We start from the raw sequence: 13,091 nt of genomic DNA, 5'->3' as shown, positions 1-13,091 counted from the left end.
TGCTTTAAAACCACAGCCATAGGACGACGCCAGCAGCAATAAATAAAATGCCGATGGCACGTAAACGCAGCGTGGCAACATTATACGGTTCGTTACGCGCATCGACTGGCTGCTGGCGAAAGCGCTTGGTACCTACCAGCATTGCTGCTACTAGCGGTTCACCCAGCAGCCGATGTGCGATCAAGCCAGCCAGGTGCAGACCGATTAGAATGATGAGTAGATCACTATTGAGTTGATGCAGGGTTCTAAGCTGGCCACCTACCCCATCGCCAAATACGCCATAGAGCGGCGCCTGAAAAAAGATATCGTCACTTAAAAACAGGCCGCTCACTGCTTGGAAACTAAGCGAAAGCAGCATCAGCAGTACCATCCACCCGCCTAGCGGATTATGGCTGGCATAAGCGCCGGGCCGACGCTTTAGCAGCAATTGGGAATAAGCAACTGTTTCAACGGGTGGATATAAAAACGTTTTAAATCTCGCATACACGCTCCCCAGTAGGCCCCACAGCCATCGGAAAACGAGTAATCCGATTATGAGGTAGCCCGCTTGGGCATGCACTTCAATTGGAAATAGGAAAGGCGCTCCGCTAGTCTTGGTGGTATAAAATGAAATCAACACCGCCGCCACTAACCCCCAGTGAAACAGGCGAAGCCAGCCATCCCATACCTCAATCGCTACCTTGTCGCGCATAACATGTCCTCTCTCAGCAGTGATGAGCCCCCAGTGGTGAGATAGCTTCGCATTAATTGAGTCTTTCTCATAGAATGCGAGACAGTTAGCCGCAATCGTCAGTCGTAACGGTTAGTCGCAACACCGCCGAAAATATAAGCAGTGAGTCAACGCATTAAACATCCATTGATGTCGGTCACTTGAGCTTTAAAGACAGACCGGCGAACATGGATGAAACTCCAGGGAGAAGTATTCGATGACACGTAACATAGCCGATATCAGGCGTGATTATGAAGGCGGCAGGCTTGATGAGTCCCAGACACCCGACGATCCATTCGTGCTATTCGATGAGTGGTTTAGCCTTGCCCTGGAAAAAGAGGGCAAAGATGGCAACGCCATGACACTAGCCACCGTAGATAGCCAAGGCCGCCCTCACGCTAGGGTGGTCCTGTTAAAGGGATTTGATGAGCGCGGCATGGTTTTTTACACCAATTACCATAGTCATAAGGGGAGCGAGCTGAGCAATGTGCCCTTCGCGGCCATGACCTTCTGGTGGCCTTCGCTTTCACGACAGGTACGTATTGAAGGGCCTGTTGAGCAGGTTTCAGCCGATGAGTCTGATGAGTACTTTGCCAGCCGACCACGGGGTAGCCAATTGGGCGCATGGATTGCGACTCAAAGTGTGGTGATTCCCGACCGCAACTGGATCGAAGAGCGCCAAAAGCGCTTTGAGCAAGCCTATGATGGCCAGGATATTCCCCGCCCGATCCACTGGGGTGGCTATCGTGTCACGCCGGAAATGATCGAGTTTTGGCAGGGTCAGCCTAGCCGCCTCCATGACCGCCTACGCTTTGAGCGTCGTGACGGCGGTGAATGGGGCCGTTTCCGCATGGCGCCATAACGTCAGCAACAAGTTCACAATTTAGGCCTGCGTTTTATACGCAGGTCTTATCGTTTTTAAAGCTTTTCAAATGCCTAATCTGGTAGGCTCTCAAGGCGGTGCCGCTGCCATTCACTTTCGGGTTCGTTGAGGCGTAACACCGCATCAATCACCTGCTCTTCCATGTTATAGCGGCATTTAAAGCCTAAGTGTTTCATTAGCGCCCGCATTGGATGGTTATCGACCATAATTTTGCCGACCATTTCCAGAGTGCCGATGTTCGTGCAGTAATCGATCATCTTCTTCATTAGCAGGCTGCCAATGCCCAGCCCTTGAAGGTCATCACGAATAATGACCGAGAACTCGGTACGAATATTGTCCGGGTCATTCCATACCCGCACCACCCCAAGCATTTCTTTGCTGCCCTCATCGCCTAAATATTCCGCGATAAACGCCATCTGACGGTCGTAATTGATATGCGACAGAATCGACAGGTCGCGCTGGGTTAAATTGGACTTATTATGGAAATAGCGGAAACGGATGCTCTCTTCCGAGAGCTGGCGATGGAAGGTGGTAATCAAATGGGCATCTTCGGCACGAATAGGCCTTACCTCGACCTGCCAGCCGTTTTTCAGCGTCACCCATTCACGCAGCTCTTCAGGGTACGGCATGATCGCAAAGCGCGATGGCGAACCAAGATCCAGGGCGAAATCGACGGCGACCATACCGTCACGATTCAGCAGCAGAGGATTTACTTCCAGACCCCGTAGATCGCTCAGATCGGATGCCATTTGCGATAGTTTGACCAGCATTTGGCATAAATGCTGAATGTCACGCTCTGGGTCGGCGGAGTGTTCACGAATTAATGAGGCGGCGTGGGTTCTCCCTACTACATCGGCAGCCAGGCTCATATTGAGCGGCGGCAGCGCGACCTGGCGGTCAGCCAGCACGTTGACCTTATAACCACCGATGCCAAAGACGATAAGTGGGCCGAACACCGGATCACGGGTAATGCCCGCGCAAATCTGCATCGAGTGCTTGCCACGCTGCATGGGCTGTAAACAGTACTCGCGGATCGCATACTCGGGAAATTTTTCAGCGACTTTTTCACCTAGCTGGCGAACGCCTTCCGCTACCTGTTCGGGTGTGTCCAAGTCCTGTAGCAAGCCTGCTGAAATTTTATGCGGGTGCTTGCGGTAGCGATAAGGACGACAATTGCCTTCATGAACCACTTTCAGCGCCTTGGTGCCAGGTATCTCTGCAGCGCGAGCAAGCGCCTCATCGGGGTTGGCCAAATACACGCTGGGTGCCGTGGGGATACCGTAGGCCTCGAGCACTTGGGCGGTTTCAGAGTGGGTCAAGGTTTGCCTGCCCTGCTCTTTTGCCTGCTTAATCAGTGTACGGCACTGGGCGCGTATTTCTGGACTGGTGGAAAATGGCAGGCTGGGGGGGATCTCTTGCAACAGCGCTTGAACGCGCTGATAAATCACCATATGCATAAACGCCTTAACGGCCTTTTCGGGTGAAATATAGGTTGGAATCCCGGCTAAATTACAGATATGGCGCGCATTAAGCGCCTCTTTTAAGCCCATCCAACTGGTGAGGAGGTTGCGGCGAAATTTCTTGCGGTTATCGATCAGCGCCTGGGCAGTCACCAGCGATGGCGCCATCCGGGTGGGTGCATGCACCACCAATACAGCATCCACGTTGGCGTCAGCAGCGACAATCTCCAGCGCTTGGACAAACCGCTCGGGCGAGGCGTTGCCGCCCAGATCCACCGGGTTCTCGCCCGGCTTGCTCATATCGACCTCGCTACGGTGCAGCGCTGCCTGGGTTTCGTCGCTAAATTCAGCCAATTTACCGCCCGCGCTAATCAGCTTATCGATCGCCAGCATGGCGGGCCCTAAACCGTTAGAGACAATGGCCAGACGATCGCCCTTCAGGGGTTTCATGCGCGACAGGGTTTCCAGCGCATCAAGCAGCTCATCGGAATCATTTACCCGCACCACCCCTGCCCGAGCAAAAGCGGCATCAAACACCACGTCACGGTTAGCAATCCCAGGCGTGGGTGACATGCCGGATATATCCGATTCTGGGGTGCGGCCGCTTTTTATTGCCAGTACCAGACGATTACGTGATGCATCACGCACGGCGGTCATAAAGTGCTGGGCGTCGCTGATTCGCTCAAGGTGCAGCATAATGGCCTGAGCGGGCGAGAATTGATTAACGTAATCGATCAGGTCTGGCAATAGCACATCGACACTGTCGCCAACGGTTATCAAGTGCGAAAAGCCCACATCACGCCCGGCGGCCCAATCAATCATCGCATTGGCCAGCATGCCGGACTGGCCCAGGTAAGCGACGCGGCCCGCTTTCACCGGCTGACTGGCGTAAGAGGCGTTAAGCTTTTTGCCCGGTACAATTAGCCCCATGCACTCGGGGCCGAGTACACGAATACCCGAGACGCGTGCCGCACTCAACATTCGTTCGCGAATGGAACCCTGATTGCCTTTATCTCGATCCAGGTAAGCGCCGCCCGAGAGCACCAGGGCCGCTTTGACACCGTATTGCCCAAGCTTTTTAATCAGGCTGGGCACACCTTCAATCGGCGAGCAGACCACGGCTAAGTCGGGCACTTCGGGTAGCTCGCTTACGCGGCTGACGCACGGCACACCGAAGACTTGGGAGTAGCCTTTTAGATTGACTGCCCAGAGCGGCCCTTTAAAACCACCCTCCTGAATATTTCTCAGCACTAGACCGCCCAACGACGCGGGTTTTTCAGAGGCGCCAAACACCGCTAGTGTGCGAGGTTCGAAAAAATGGTGTAAAAAGCGCGTACTCAAAATGCGTCTCCCCTGACATGAATCGCGGCTGTACGACTTATTGACACTGTCGCCCAGGCCCTGAAGGCGATTAAGGTGGCATCAATGATAATGGAGCGTTGGAATGATTACCGCCTACCTTACCCACCCAGACTGCTCATTGCACCACATGGGGCCGGAGCATCCTGAAAGCCCTCAGCGTCTGGAGGCTATTCGCGCTCGCCTATCGCTTGTTGGGTTATTACAGCAAACCATGCAGGCCGATGCCAAGGCAGCCTGCGAGGAGTCTCTTGCCAGAGTACACCCCTTGCGCCATTTGCGCTCCCTAGAGAAGTGCTTGCCCACCGAAGGCCTCGTTACGCTAGATAGCGATACCATGATGAATCCTGACAGCTTACAAGCCGCACGGGTTGCAGCGGGAGCGGTTATTCGTGGGGTAGATCAGGTATTTAAGCGTCAGGCGGATAACGTCTTTTGTGCGGTTAGACCACCAGGCCACCATGCGGAAGCCAGCGACGCGATGGGATTCTGTTTTTACAATAATATCGCCGTGGGGGCGGCCCATGCGCGAGCCAAATATGGTGCCAAGCGTATCGCTATACTGGATTTTGATGTTCATCAGTGCAATGGCACCATCGATATCTTTAAAAATGATCCTGAGATACTGATCTGCACCAGCTTCCAGTATCCGTTTTACCCCTGGCGTTATTTGCGCAGCGAGTGGCAAAACGTTGTGAATACCCCGCTTGAAGTGGGCACCGATGGCCCAGAGTTCCGGCGCATCATCGAAAACCACTGGCTACCTGCCCTGCACGCCTTTAAACCTGACTTGGTGATGCTCTCCGCGGGTTTCGACGCTCACCGTGATGACCCCATGGGGGATATCTGTTTAGAGGATGAAGACTTCTACTGGATTACCCATCTAGCCATGGAGATCGCCACCCTGTATGCCGATAATCGCATTGTATCGGTGCTTGAAGGCGGCTATAACCCGAAGTCGCTGGCGAGTGGCGTTGAGGCGCATCTAAAAGCGCTTTTAGGGCTGCCGTTTGCTGAAGCACCCTAGATATGCATCAGCACTCTTGCTTCTGCCGGCCGTTCTTAGCCACTTCTTTGCTGTGATATCATGCTTGTTTACGCGCGCCTATAGACACGCACCGTTAGACAACGCAGCCAATGTGACAACCTATGACCGCTACGACTGAAGAGCATGCCGCGCTGCGTATTGCATCGGGAAGCAAACCCTTTGTTGAGCCGTTGCGTTTAGGCGAGCGGCTCAAACAAATTCGTCTCGCTAATCAGTGGACGTTGGAAGAGGTTAGCCAGCGCACCGGGCTTGCCCGCTCAACGCTGTCTAAAATTGAGAACGACCAAGTCTCCCCCACCTTTAGCGTGGTGCAAAAACTCACTACTGGGCTCAACATCGACTTGCCTCAATTGCTCACGCCCCCCAAGCGGGAACGTTATACCATGGGGAGGCGCGATCTAACCCGTAAAGGCAAAGGGCAACTGCACCCCACGCCCACGTACGAGCACGAATTATTGGGCCATCAGCTCGCCCAAAAACGTATGATTCCCTTCAAAACCATCGTACGGGCACGCAGCTTTGACGAGTATCACCAGTGGGTACGTCATGATGGCGAAGAGTTTTTGATGGTGCTGCATGGCGATATTATGCTCTACACCGAATTTTACGCCCCATTAGTGCTAGCTGAGGGCGACAGCATCTATTTTGATAGTGATATGGGCCATGCACTGGTATCCACTAGTCCAGACGATGCCGTTGTTTTGTCGGTCTGTACGCGCGGTGATGTGGCCTAAGCTATTCGCAAACCAGCGAGCCATTCACACGGATTATAGGCAGTTGGTAGGCTTCGGCAAACCGGCCAGGCGGGCAATTCGCTTTGCCGGGCTGCCGGGGAAAAGCTGCATCAGGTAAATAGAACGCCCTTTCTCTTCACCCAGTGCGTTTTTGGTTGCTTTCACAAGCGGTCGCATCGCCGGAGCCATTTCGTAACGCTGATAAAATGCTCGCACGACTTTGATAACTTCCCAGTGTTCAGCGGTAAGTGTTAAACCCTCTTCTTCAGCCATTAAATGAGCGACAGATTCGTCCCACTCTGACTGGTTAACGAGATACCCTTCCGGGTCTAGCGGATATTTTTTTTGCGAATCAAGATAACGGTATATTTTCGTGTCAGACATCTTAGTACCAGGTAACTGTCTTTTCATACTGCTCGGTGAGCGCCACAAAGCCATCCATCTCTAGTGTGGGCAGCTCATTATCCGTGGCAATGCTGGCAAGCCCGCGGCTTATAAGGTCTTCCGATAGAAGGAATATGCGCGACTGACACTGCTGCCATGCCTGCCAGGAGGGATCAAGGGCAGCTGTTACCGCTTCTTCGATCAGCAGCACGGCATCCTGCTCCCCTATCGCTTGCTGCATTTGAGTAGCGACAATGCTATCAGGCGCTTTGGTGAGGATGTGTAAGATCATAATTCTCTCACTAGGCCTAAAAGTTAAGTATCTGGGTGTGCTGCTGTAACAGCCCTGGTATTTCCTGATCCGCTATCAGGGTGATGCCCTCTACCAGTGAATCGGCGGATAGATGCATCCCTTGCAGCGCTTCTTCGGTCACCCAAAGCTTGTCAATATCATACATTTCCAACATATCAATGGTGGGCAGCGTGGCTTTTTGCCCCGGCGCACCACTGCCCTGTTCTTTCAGCAGTGCCATTATACCCTGCCCCATAAACAGCAAATGCACGGGTTGTCCAAAGGCCGCCGCCACCAGTGCGGCATCTAACCCTTCACGTAACCAGTTTGAGCTGTGGGGCGCGTGGCGAATTATCACTAATAGCGCATCAGGTGTCGCCATTGGCTCTCCTTCAAGCAAAGGTAATCAGGCGATCAGCGCGTTGCTGTAGCTCAAGCAGTTGCCCTAGCCCTGTCAACTCGAAAGGAGGTGCTACATTAAAGGCCTGCTTGCCATGTCGCTGTGCTTCCGATTCACTCATCAATCCTCGCCGCAACGCAGCGGCAATACAGACATCTAACTGAATCGCATGCTGCTGATGCAGCTCAATCCAGGCTTCTCTGAGGTTGAGTTCATCCTGGGGAGGAGCCATCAGCGATGATGCATTATGAACGCCGTCGTGATAGAAAAAAACACCGGCAATCTGATGCCCTCGCGCTAGAACGGCATGGGCAAAACGCAATGCAGAGTGCGGTGCTGGGCTGCTATACGGCGCCCCCATCACCAATAAGCCGTACTGCATCATGATAATACCTGGTAACGGTTACCCTAAAAAAAGACAGGCCCTAGCAATAGGGCCTGTCATATCGTCTATCGTTTGCTTAGATCAATCGCTGCTCATAATACCCAAAATCGACAACAGGCTAACAAACAGGTTGTAGATGGATACGTAGAGCGTCACCGTAGCGAGAATGTAGTTCGTTTCACCAGCGCGATGAATGATCTCACTGGTTTGATACAGAATGGCTGCTGAAGCAAACAGCACAAAGCCAGCTGACACCATCAATGAAAGCGCCGGGATGTTAAAGAAGAACCCAGCCACCATGGCCAGAATCAACACGATGGCGCCCGCCATCAAGAAGTTGCTCAAAAAGCTAAAGTCTTTCTTGGTGGTTAGCGCTACCGCGGAAAGACCAACAAACGTCAGACCGGTCATGGCCAACGCGTTCATAATCAACGCACCGCCATTAGGCAGGGTCAGGTAGGCAGAAAGAATCGGCCCAAGCGTGAACCCCATAAAGCCGGTAAAGGCGAACGTTGCTAATAAGCCGGCCGCAGAATTTGCGGTTTTATGTACCAGGAACATTAAGCCGTAGGCACCAACCAAGAACACGAAGATGTTCATTTGTTGGATGCCGAGGGCTACAGCAGCACCCGCGGTGACTGCTGAGAACAGCAGCGTCATTGCCAGTAGCGCGTAGGTGTTACGCAATACCTTGTTAGTGCTAACACTATTGGCAACGCCACTCGACTGAGGACGTGCCGTGCGTAAATCGTTGTAAGCCATGTGTTCATGCTCCCTAATGGTATTTCCAACAACTGACAAGCATGCCGTTACCGAGTTCCAGACGCAAGCCTTTGTCTGTCTCGAGAACACCCCTTCACCAATGGTGATTCAACGTTGAAACCGCTTTGTAAGCGTTGTCTATGCTGGTTAAGCACTTCGTTTGGACACCAAAAGATGAAAAAAATTCTACTTATTGATCGTTCAAACCGCCCCTTTGGCGACGCCCAGCGCCGCCAAAGGGTTGCTAGCAAGGCTAGGTTATACTTCACCGGCTTCAAAAACCGGATCGAGGATAACCACTGCTTAGCTTTGCACCTCTTCTTCGTCTTCTTTTTCATCTTTATGTGGTGTAACGGAGGTTACCGCCGTTTGACGCGCATCTTGAGGAGAATTATAGATACGAGCATCAATCACGTGCAGTACCGCCAATTGCGCAAACAATACCGCAAAACAGACGATCAAACCTTTTAACATGGCGGCATATCCAGAGATGGTGGGACTAACATCCGCATATTAGCCGATCACTAGCCAAACACAATCTATTTTGTACGCCTGAAAATCCTCTGTTTGAAAGCGTTGAATAGCGCGCAAAGCAGCTGTTCAGAACACGCCGCGGCTACTCCTTAACGGATACTTTGCGCAGATCGTCAATCATTACCCCCTCGGGTAAATCTGATTCCTCCGCGGGCAGCCATACGGGAGAGAGAGCGCTATCTTCCCGGCCATCTTCATACTGATGGCCGGGAATGCGGTAAACAACCTGACTGTGGTGGTGATCCCATGCAAATACACGATCCATATGCTTATCCTAAAAAATAAAACTTCAGCTATGACATTCAGGTTAAGCACGATGTTCCCCCGCATGACATCGACATATGCAACGCCTATAAGGTTAAATGTCGAATGGATTATTTGTTGACAAGGAGTCATCAATGAAAGCACTCATCGCCCTTTGCCAGGTTACCTTTATACTTGCAGGCTGCAGTTCAGGCCCCACTTCATCAAGAACCGCAGACTGTCGCCAACTGGCAGAGAAGGCTGGCGACACCATGGTCTACGGTGACGGCATACGCGGCACCCAAGTGAATAAGGCAGGATTTTAATACCACATTATTTTCACGTTGATTTTGCTGGATTAATGGCAGGTGATGGCTTGAAAGAACCTCATGGCGGTAAAGACCCACAAGAGGCCCTGCGTGCCAGGCTAACGAAAAGCTTACAAGAACGCAGGGCCTCGGCCCATCGCCGTAGAATCGGCGCCCGAGCGACTCGTCAACAGTTTTTAGAGGCGACTCGCAACGTTGGAGTCATTGTGGTCGCTACCTGCTTCACTGCTGGCTGGGTAGTCACTAACCCCAGCCTGAATACCGATAACGTTTGGCTCGGTGTGGGGCTAGGTATAATCTTGATCTTTGTAGGGTCTTTCGGCTATGGTTACGTTGAGCGTGATAAAACCTCAGATGAGGATGATAAGCCATGAATGAACTTATCCTTGCTGGCATGTTGATGAGCCTAGTGGTCGTGTCAGGTGGCATGGTATGGAGCCAGCACCGAGAACATCACGGTAAAAAATCGCTAACCGATAGCGCATTTTCCTGGATTGCCAAACACTTTGCTTAATAAATCCAGTTAGCAAATATGAAAGGGTCGCGAATAGCGGCCCTTTTGTTTATTAAGAGTACGCTAGCAGGCGCGTATTGTTTCGCTTCAACAGCTCATTTTTATTTTAAAGGTGATGATAGGGCTAGCGACAGCGAAGGAACCGGGTCACTCTTTTATCATCAATCAATTCCCATGCCGAAAAACTGGGCTGACACACCATCACCGTAAGAGATCACCATGCCTGTTATTCAGCGACTGCTCCGCGTTCTTAAAGCCTCTACGCTACAAATTTCGTGGACATTTCTGCTTCTTATTGTGCTCGCCCATATGGGCACCACCTGGGTGCTTTTCTCACTGGTCGGCGAATCGGTGGCCGACTCCGCTACCAACTGGGTTTATTTTTATGTCGTTGTTTCTAGCACCGTAGGTTTCGGCGATTTCAGCCCAACAACCGTGGCCGGGAAGTGGATCGCTACGATCTATCTCATTCCAGGCGGCATTTCACTGTTCGCTGCCTTGATCGGTAAAGCCACCGTCACACTTTCAAATTTTTGGAGATTACAGATGCAAGGTAAAGGTGATTTCAGCCACTTGTCCGGTCACACCCTTGTCATTGGCTGGCACGGCGAAACTACCGAGCGCATTTTGGACATTCTTAAAGCCGATAAAGGCCTGCCGGATGAAATCGTGCTCTGCGTTACCAAAGAGATGAGCAACCCACGCCCTGCGGATTTAAAGTTTATTAAAGGGGAAAGTTTCTCCAATGCCGAGCTTCTCAAGCGAGCGGGTGTCGAAAGCGCCAGCCGCATCATCATTTACGACACCAGCGATGATCGGGTGGCCACCGTAGCGCTAAGTGCCTACAGCCTTAAAGCAAAAAACGCTCATATCGTTGCCCACTGCGCCAATCCCGACACCGCAGCGATGTTACGGCGCACTTTGCCCGGCATCGAATGCACCCAGGCCTTAGCGTTGGAAATGCTGGTACGCTCAGCCTCTGATGCGGGAATTTCACGGGTCGTTAACGAACTACTCGCGGTTGATCGTGGCGCTACCCAGTACCAAACCAGGTTAAGCCAACCGCCTGCCGGCGCCACCTTTGGCGATCTATTTATGCAAGCAAAAAAGGTTTATAACGCCACCGTACTGGGGCTCGCCAATAGCAGTGGCGACGGCGAAGGTAATATGCTCAATCCCGCCAACGACCGCCCACTCAAAGATGGTGACATACTCTACTACATGGCTGATAGACGCCTTTCTCAGCAGCAACTGAGCGAGCTTCTCAGCGTGGAAATTTGCTTATGATAGTTCTGATCCACCGCTTACCTATTCATCCGGCGCTAACTCCTCACGTTTGGGCGGGCGCCCCACCTGCACTTTGCTAAGATCTTCCTGCGACAGGCCGCGGTATAACGCGAACATCATTGCAAACACCAAAATGAACATCGGTAGGCCAACAACGGTAATCACTTCCTGCAAAGCAGTAAGCCCGGCATCGCCCGCAAGCACAATCAGCATCGCTGCCAGCATACCCTCCGAAACACCCCAGAAAACACGCTGATGCCATGGTCCGGGATCCGCACTGCCGGTACACAGCATATCGACAACCAGGGACGCAGAGTCTGATGACGTGGCAAAGAAGATCGCAACGATCACAACAGCCAAGCCCTGGATTAACGTAGCGGCCGGGAAGCTCTCGAAGAATGCGAACATAGCGAGGGGGATGCTTTCACCTACGGCGGCAGACAAGATACCTGCTTGCTCTCCCAGTGCTTCTCGAGCATCGGGCCCAATCCCGTCGATCTCCATTGCCGACCAACCAAAAATTGCAAACCAAACCAGTGTGAAGATAGAGGGGGCAAAAAGCACACCAAGGACGAATTCGCGGATTGTGCGCCCGCGTGAAATTCGCGCCACAAAGATCCCGATGAAAGGCGACCACGTCACTGTCCAGGCCCAATAGAATACCGTCCAGCTACCCTGCCACCCCCAGGCGCCGCCATCCCTGGAATAGCTTGCCAGCGTGTCATTCCAGAAAGCCATGGGCAGCAGGTTCGTTATGTAGAGACCAAAGGTTTCGACCACAGCGCGCAAAAGGAAAACGGTCGACCCGGTAAAGAGTACAAACAACAACAGGCCGACGGCCATGGCGATATTGATATTAGAAAGCCGTTTCACGCCTGAATCCAGCCCCGCCACAATCGATCCCACAGCGACAGCCGTCAGCATGGCAATGATGAACACCTTGGTGATAACGGCATCTGGAATACCAAACAACTCCGTTAGCCCCGCATTGATCTGTTGGGTGCCCAGGCCAATAGAGACCGCTACGCCAAACAGGGTGCCAAGTATGGCGAAGACATCCAGAGATTTGCCGAGAGGGCCATAAATGCGCTCGCCTAACAGCGGATAGAATACTGAACTAAAACGCATCGGCAGATTATAGCGATAAATAAAGTAAGCAAAAGCCAGTCCGGGCATAGCGAAAATCGCCCAGGTATGTAGCCCCAGATGGTAGATCGAAAAACTCATGGCATCGTCGGCGGCTTCCACAGAGAAAGGCACAACATCCGGCCTGGGTGGATTAGAAAAGTGGGAAATGGGTTCGGCCACGCCCCAGAACATCAGCACCGTTCCGATGCCGCCTGCGAACAGCATGGTGAACCAGGAGATATTATTGTAGGCAGGTTTTGCATCATTGCCCCCCAAGCGGATCGCCCCGAACCGGCTAAGCGCTACCCACAGCAGAAACGCTACCCAACTCGTCACCCCTAAAATAAAAAACCAGCCAAGATTGGTAACAATCCACTCCCGCCCGGCACCAAAGGCTGCCCCGATGGGGCCCGGCGCAATCAGTAGCACCACAAGAAAAAGGATCATGATCCCTGCGGACGTGAAAAAAATGATGGGATCCGTCTTGAGACCCAGTTTTCTCGCTAGTGCATCCATTATTATTCCTCCCGTGTCTTTCCACCAACATAGGAGTCATTGACCGATAACGCCAAGGGGCCAGCAAACCGTGATATTTTCCCAGGAGAAACTACGTATGAGTAACCACTTACCTGATAGACGA

General features: G+C 52.4%; 17 protein-coding genes. 7 read left to right on the top strand and 10 right to left on the bottom strand.

Annotated elements, in window-relative coordinates; translation table 11 throughout:
* Positions 1–4: 4 nt before the first annotated feature.
* Positions 5–691: a cytochrome b/b6 domain-containing protein gene (locus tag HALA3H3_RS20715; protein WP_022523454.1), complete on the bottom strand. Its 687-nt coding sequence runs from the start codon at positions 689–691 to the stop codon at positions 5–7.
* 235 nt (positions 692–926) lie between these two features.
* On the opposite strand from HALA3H3_RS20715, the gene pdxH reads away from it, so the two are divergent.
* Positions 927–1,571: a pyridoxamine 5'-phosphate oxidase gene (gene pdxH, locus HALA3H3_RS20710; protein ID WP_009287866.1), complete on the top strand. Its 645-nt coding sequence runs from the start codon at positions 927–929 to the stop codon at positions 1,569–1,571.
* A gap of 74 nt (positions 1,572–1,645) precedes the next feature.
* On the opposite strand, the gene HALA3H3_RS20705 is transcribed toward pdxH, so the two are convergent.
* Positions 1,646–4,393, bottom strand: coding sequence for a bifunctional acetate--CoA ligase family protein/GNAT family N-acetyltransferase (locus tag HALA3H3_RS20705; RefSeq protein WP_022523453.1), 2,748 nt, complete (start codon positions 4,391–4,393; stop codon positions 1,646–1,648).
* A gap of 103 nt (positions 4,394–4,496) precedes the next feature.
* Here HALA3H3_RS20705 and HALA3H3_RS20700 point away from each other — a divergent pair, with 103 nt between their 5' ends.
* Both HALA3H3_RS20700 and HALA3H3_RS20695 read left to right on the top strand, forming a co-directional pair.
* Positions 4,497–5,438 (top strand): histone deacetylase family protein, encoded by a 942-nt coding sequence (locus tag HALA3H3_RS20700; protein WP_022523452.1) that lies wholly within the window; start codon positions 4,497–4,499, stop codon positions 5,436–5,438.
* Between the two features lie 122 nt (positions 5,439–5,560).
* A complete protein-coding gene (locus tag HALA3H3_RS20695) occupies positions 5,561–6,193 on the top strand; it encodes a helix-turn-helix domain-containing protein (protein ID WP_009287864.1) in 633 nt (210 codons plus the stop codon).
* A gap of 33 nt (positions 6,194–6,226) precedes the next feature.
* On the opposite strand, the gene HALA3H3_RS20690 is transcribed toward HALA3H3_RS20695, so the two are convergent.
* The 7 genes from HALA3H3_RS20690 to HALA3H3_RS20665 form a co-directional block, all read right to left on the bottom strand.
* Positions 6,227–6,577 (bottom strand): TusE/DsrC/DsvC family sulfur relay protein, encoded by a 351-nt coding sequence (locus HALA3H3_RS20690; RefSeq protein ID WP_022523451.1) that lies wholly within the window; start codon positions 6,575–6,577, stop codon positions 6,227–6,229.
* A gap of 1 nt (position 6,578) precedes the next feature.
* Positions 6,579–6,869, bottom strand: a complete 291-nt coding sequence (gene tusB / locus HALA3H3_RS20685; RefSeq protein WP_022523450.1) for a sulfurtransferase complex subunit TusB — start codon at positions 6,867–6,869, stop codon at positions 6,579–6,581.
* A 16-nt stretch (positions 6,870–6,885) separates the two neighbouring features.
* Positions 6,886–7,251, bottom strand: coding sequence for a sulfurtransferase complex subunit TusC (gene tusC / locus HALA3H3_RS20680; RefSeq protein ID WP_041159477.1), 366 nt, complete (start codon positions 7,249–7,251; stop codon positions 6,886–6,888).
* A 10-nt stretch (positions 7,252–7,261) separates the two neighbouring features.
* Entirely contained in the window at positions 7,262–7,651 is a 390-nt protein-coding gene (tusD, locus tag HALA3H3_RS20675) for a sulfurtransferase complex subunit TusD (protein ID WP_027959443.1), read from the bottom strand.
* Between the two features lie 84 nt (positions 7,652–7,735).
* Positions 7,736–8,416, bottom strand: a complete 681-nt coding sequence (locus HALA3H3_RS20670) for a Bax inhibitor-1/YccA family protein (protein ID WP_022523447.1) — start codon at positions 8,414–8,416, stop codon at positions 7,736–7,738.
* 303 nt (positions 8,417–8,719) lie between these two features.
* Entirely contained in the window at positions 8,720–8,890 is a 171-nt protein-coding gene (locus HALA3H3_RS27175; RefSeq protein WP_022523446.1) for a hypothetical protein, read from the bottom strand.
* A 142-nt stretch (positions 8,891–9,032) separates the two neighbouring features.
* Positions 9,033–9,215 carry a hypothetical protein gene (locus HALA3H3_RS20665; RefSeq protein ID WP_022523445.1) on the bottom strand — a complete coding sequence of 61 codons (183 nt, stop codon included), beginning with the start codon at positions 9,213–9,215 and terminating at the stop codon, positions 9,033–9,035.
* Between the two features lie 133 nt (positions 9,216–9,348).
* Here HALA3H3_RS20665 and HALA3H3_RS26960 point away from each other — a divergent pair, with 133 nt between their 5' ends.
* The 4 genes from HALA3H3_RS26960 to HALA3H3_RS20655 all read left to right on the top strand — a co-directional run bounded on the left by HALA3H3_RS26960 (position 9,349) and on the right by HALA3H3_RS20655 (position 11,323).
* Entirely contained in the window at positions 9,349–9,519 is a 171-nt protein-coding gene (locus tag HALA3H3_RS26960) for a hypothetical protein (protein ID WP_155705848.1), read from the top strand.
* A 50-nt stretch (positions 9,520–9,569) separates the two neighbouring features.
* On the top strand, positions 9,570–9,896 hold the full coding sequence (locus tag HALA3H3_RS20660; protein ID WP_141224391.1) for a hypothetical protein: 327 nt from the start codon (positions 9,570–9,572) through the stop codon (positions 9,894–9,896).
* A complete protein-coding gene (locus HALA3H3_RS26955) occupies positions 9,893–10,036 on the top strand; it encodes a hypothetical protein (protein WP_155705851.1) in 144 nt (47 codons plus the stop codon). Before HALA3H3_RS20660 ends, HALA3H3_RS26955 begins: the two co-directional genes overlap by 4 nt.
* A 219-nt stretch (positions 10,037–10,255) precedes the next feature.
* The gene (locus tag HALA3H3_RS20655; RefSeq protein WP_022523443.1) at positions 10,256–11,323 is read left to right on the top strand and encodes an ion channel; all 1,068 of its coding nucleotides are present in this window, start codon (positions 10,256–10,258) and stop codon (positions 11,321–11,323) included.
* Positions 11,324–11,344: 21 nt separating this feature from the next.
* On the opposite strand, the gene HALA3H3_RS20650 is transcribed toward HALA3H3_RS20655, so the two are convergent.
* Positions 11,345–12,967 (bottom strand): BCCT family transporter, encoded by a 1,623-nt coding sequence (locus HALA3H3_RS20650; protein WP_022523442.1) that lies wholly within the window; start codon positions 12,965–12,967, stop codon positions 11,345–11,347.
* Positions 12,968–13,091: the final 124 nt, after the last annotated feature.

This window comes from Halomonas sp. A3H3, from assembly GCF_000982975.1.
Lineage (GTDB): Bacteria > Pseudomonadota > Gammaproteobacteria > Pseudomonadales > Halomonadaceae > Vreelandella > Vreelandella titanicae.
The sequence above is the reverse complement of the archived record's forward strand: the minus strand, read 5'-3'. Positions and strand labels throughout refer to the sequence as shown.

Excerpts from the sequence above, each read along its gene's own strand:
- HALA3H3_RS20715 (WP_022523454.1), bottom strand. The coding sequence starts at position 691 with ATGCGCGACAAGGTAGCGATTGAGGTATGGGATGGCTGGCTTCGCCTG.
- pdxH (WP_009287866.1), top strand. The coding sequence starts at position 927 with ATGACACGTAACATAGCCGATATCAGGCGTGATTATGAAGGCGGCAGG.
- HALA3H3_RS20700 (WP_022523452.1), top strand. The coding sequence starts at position 4,497 with ATGATTACCGCCTACCTTACCCACCCAGACTGCTCATTGCACCACATG.
- HALA3H3_RS20695 (WP_009287864.1), top strand. The coding sequence starts at position 5,561 with ATGACCGCTACGACTGAAGAGCATGCCGCGCTGCGTATTGCATCGGGA.
- HALA3H3_RS20690 (WP_022523451.1), bottom strand. The coding sequence starts at position 6,577 with ATGTCTGACACGAAAATATACCGTTATCTTGATTCGCAAAAAAAATAT.
- tusB (WP_022523450.1), bottom strand. The coding sequence starts at position 6,869 with ATGATCTTACACATCCTCACCAAAGCGCCTGATAGCATTGTCGCTACT.
- tusC (WP_041159477.1), bottom strand. The coding sequence starts at position 7,251 with ATGGCGACACCTGATGCGCTATTAGTGATAATTCGCCACGCGCCCCAC.
- tusD (WP_027959443.1), bottom strand. The coding sequence starts at position 7,651 with ATGCAGTACGGCTTATTGGTGATGGGGGCGCCGTATAGCAGCCCAGCA.
- HALA3H3_RS20670 (WP_022523447.1), bottom strand. The coding sequence starts at position 8,416 with ATGGCTTACAACGATTTACGCACGGCACGTCCTCAGTCGAGTGGCGTT.
- HALA3H3_RS27175 (WP_022523446.1), bottom strand. The coding sequence starts at position 8,890 with ATGTTAAAAGGTTTGATCGTCTGTTTTGCGGTATTGTTTGCGCAATTG.
- HALA3H3_RS20665 (WP_022523445.1), bottom strand. The coding sequence starts at position 9,215 with ATGGATCGTGTATTTGCATGGGATCACCACCACAGTCAGGTTGTTTAC.
- HALA3H3_RS26960 (WP_155705848.1), top strand. The coding sequence starts at position 9,349 with ATGAAAGCACTCATCGCCCTTTGCCAGGTTACCTTTATACTTGCAGGC.
- HALA3H3_RS26955 (WP_155705851.1), top strand. The coding sequence starts at position 9,893 with ATGAATGAACTTATCCTTGCTGGCATGTTGATGAGCCTAGTGGTCGTG.
- HALA3H3_RS20655 (WP_022523443.1), top strand. The coding sequence starts at position 10,256 with ATGCCTGTTATTCAGCGACTGCTCCGCGTTCTTAAAGCCTCTACGCTA.
- HALA3H3_RS20650 (WP_022523442.1), bottom strand. The coding sequence starts at position 12,967 with ATGGATGCACTAGCGAGAAAACTGGGTCTCAAGACGGATCCCATCATT.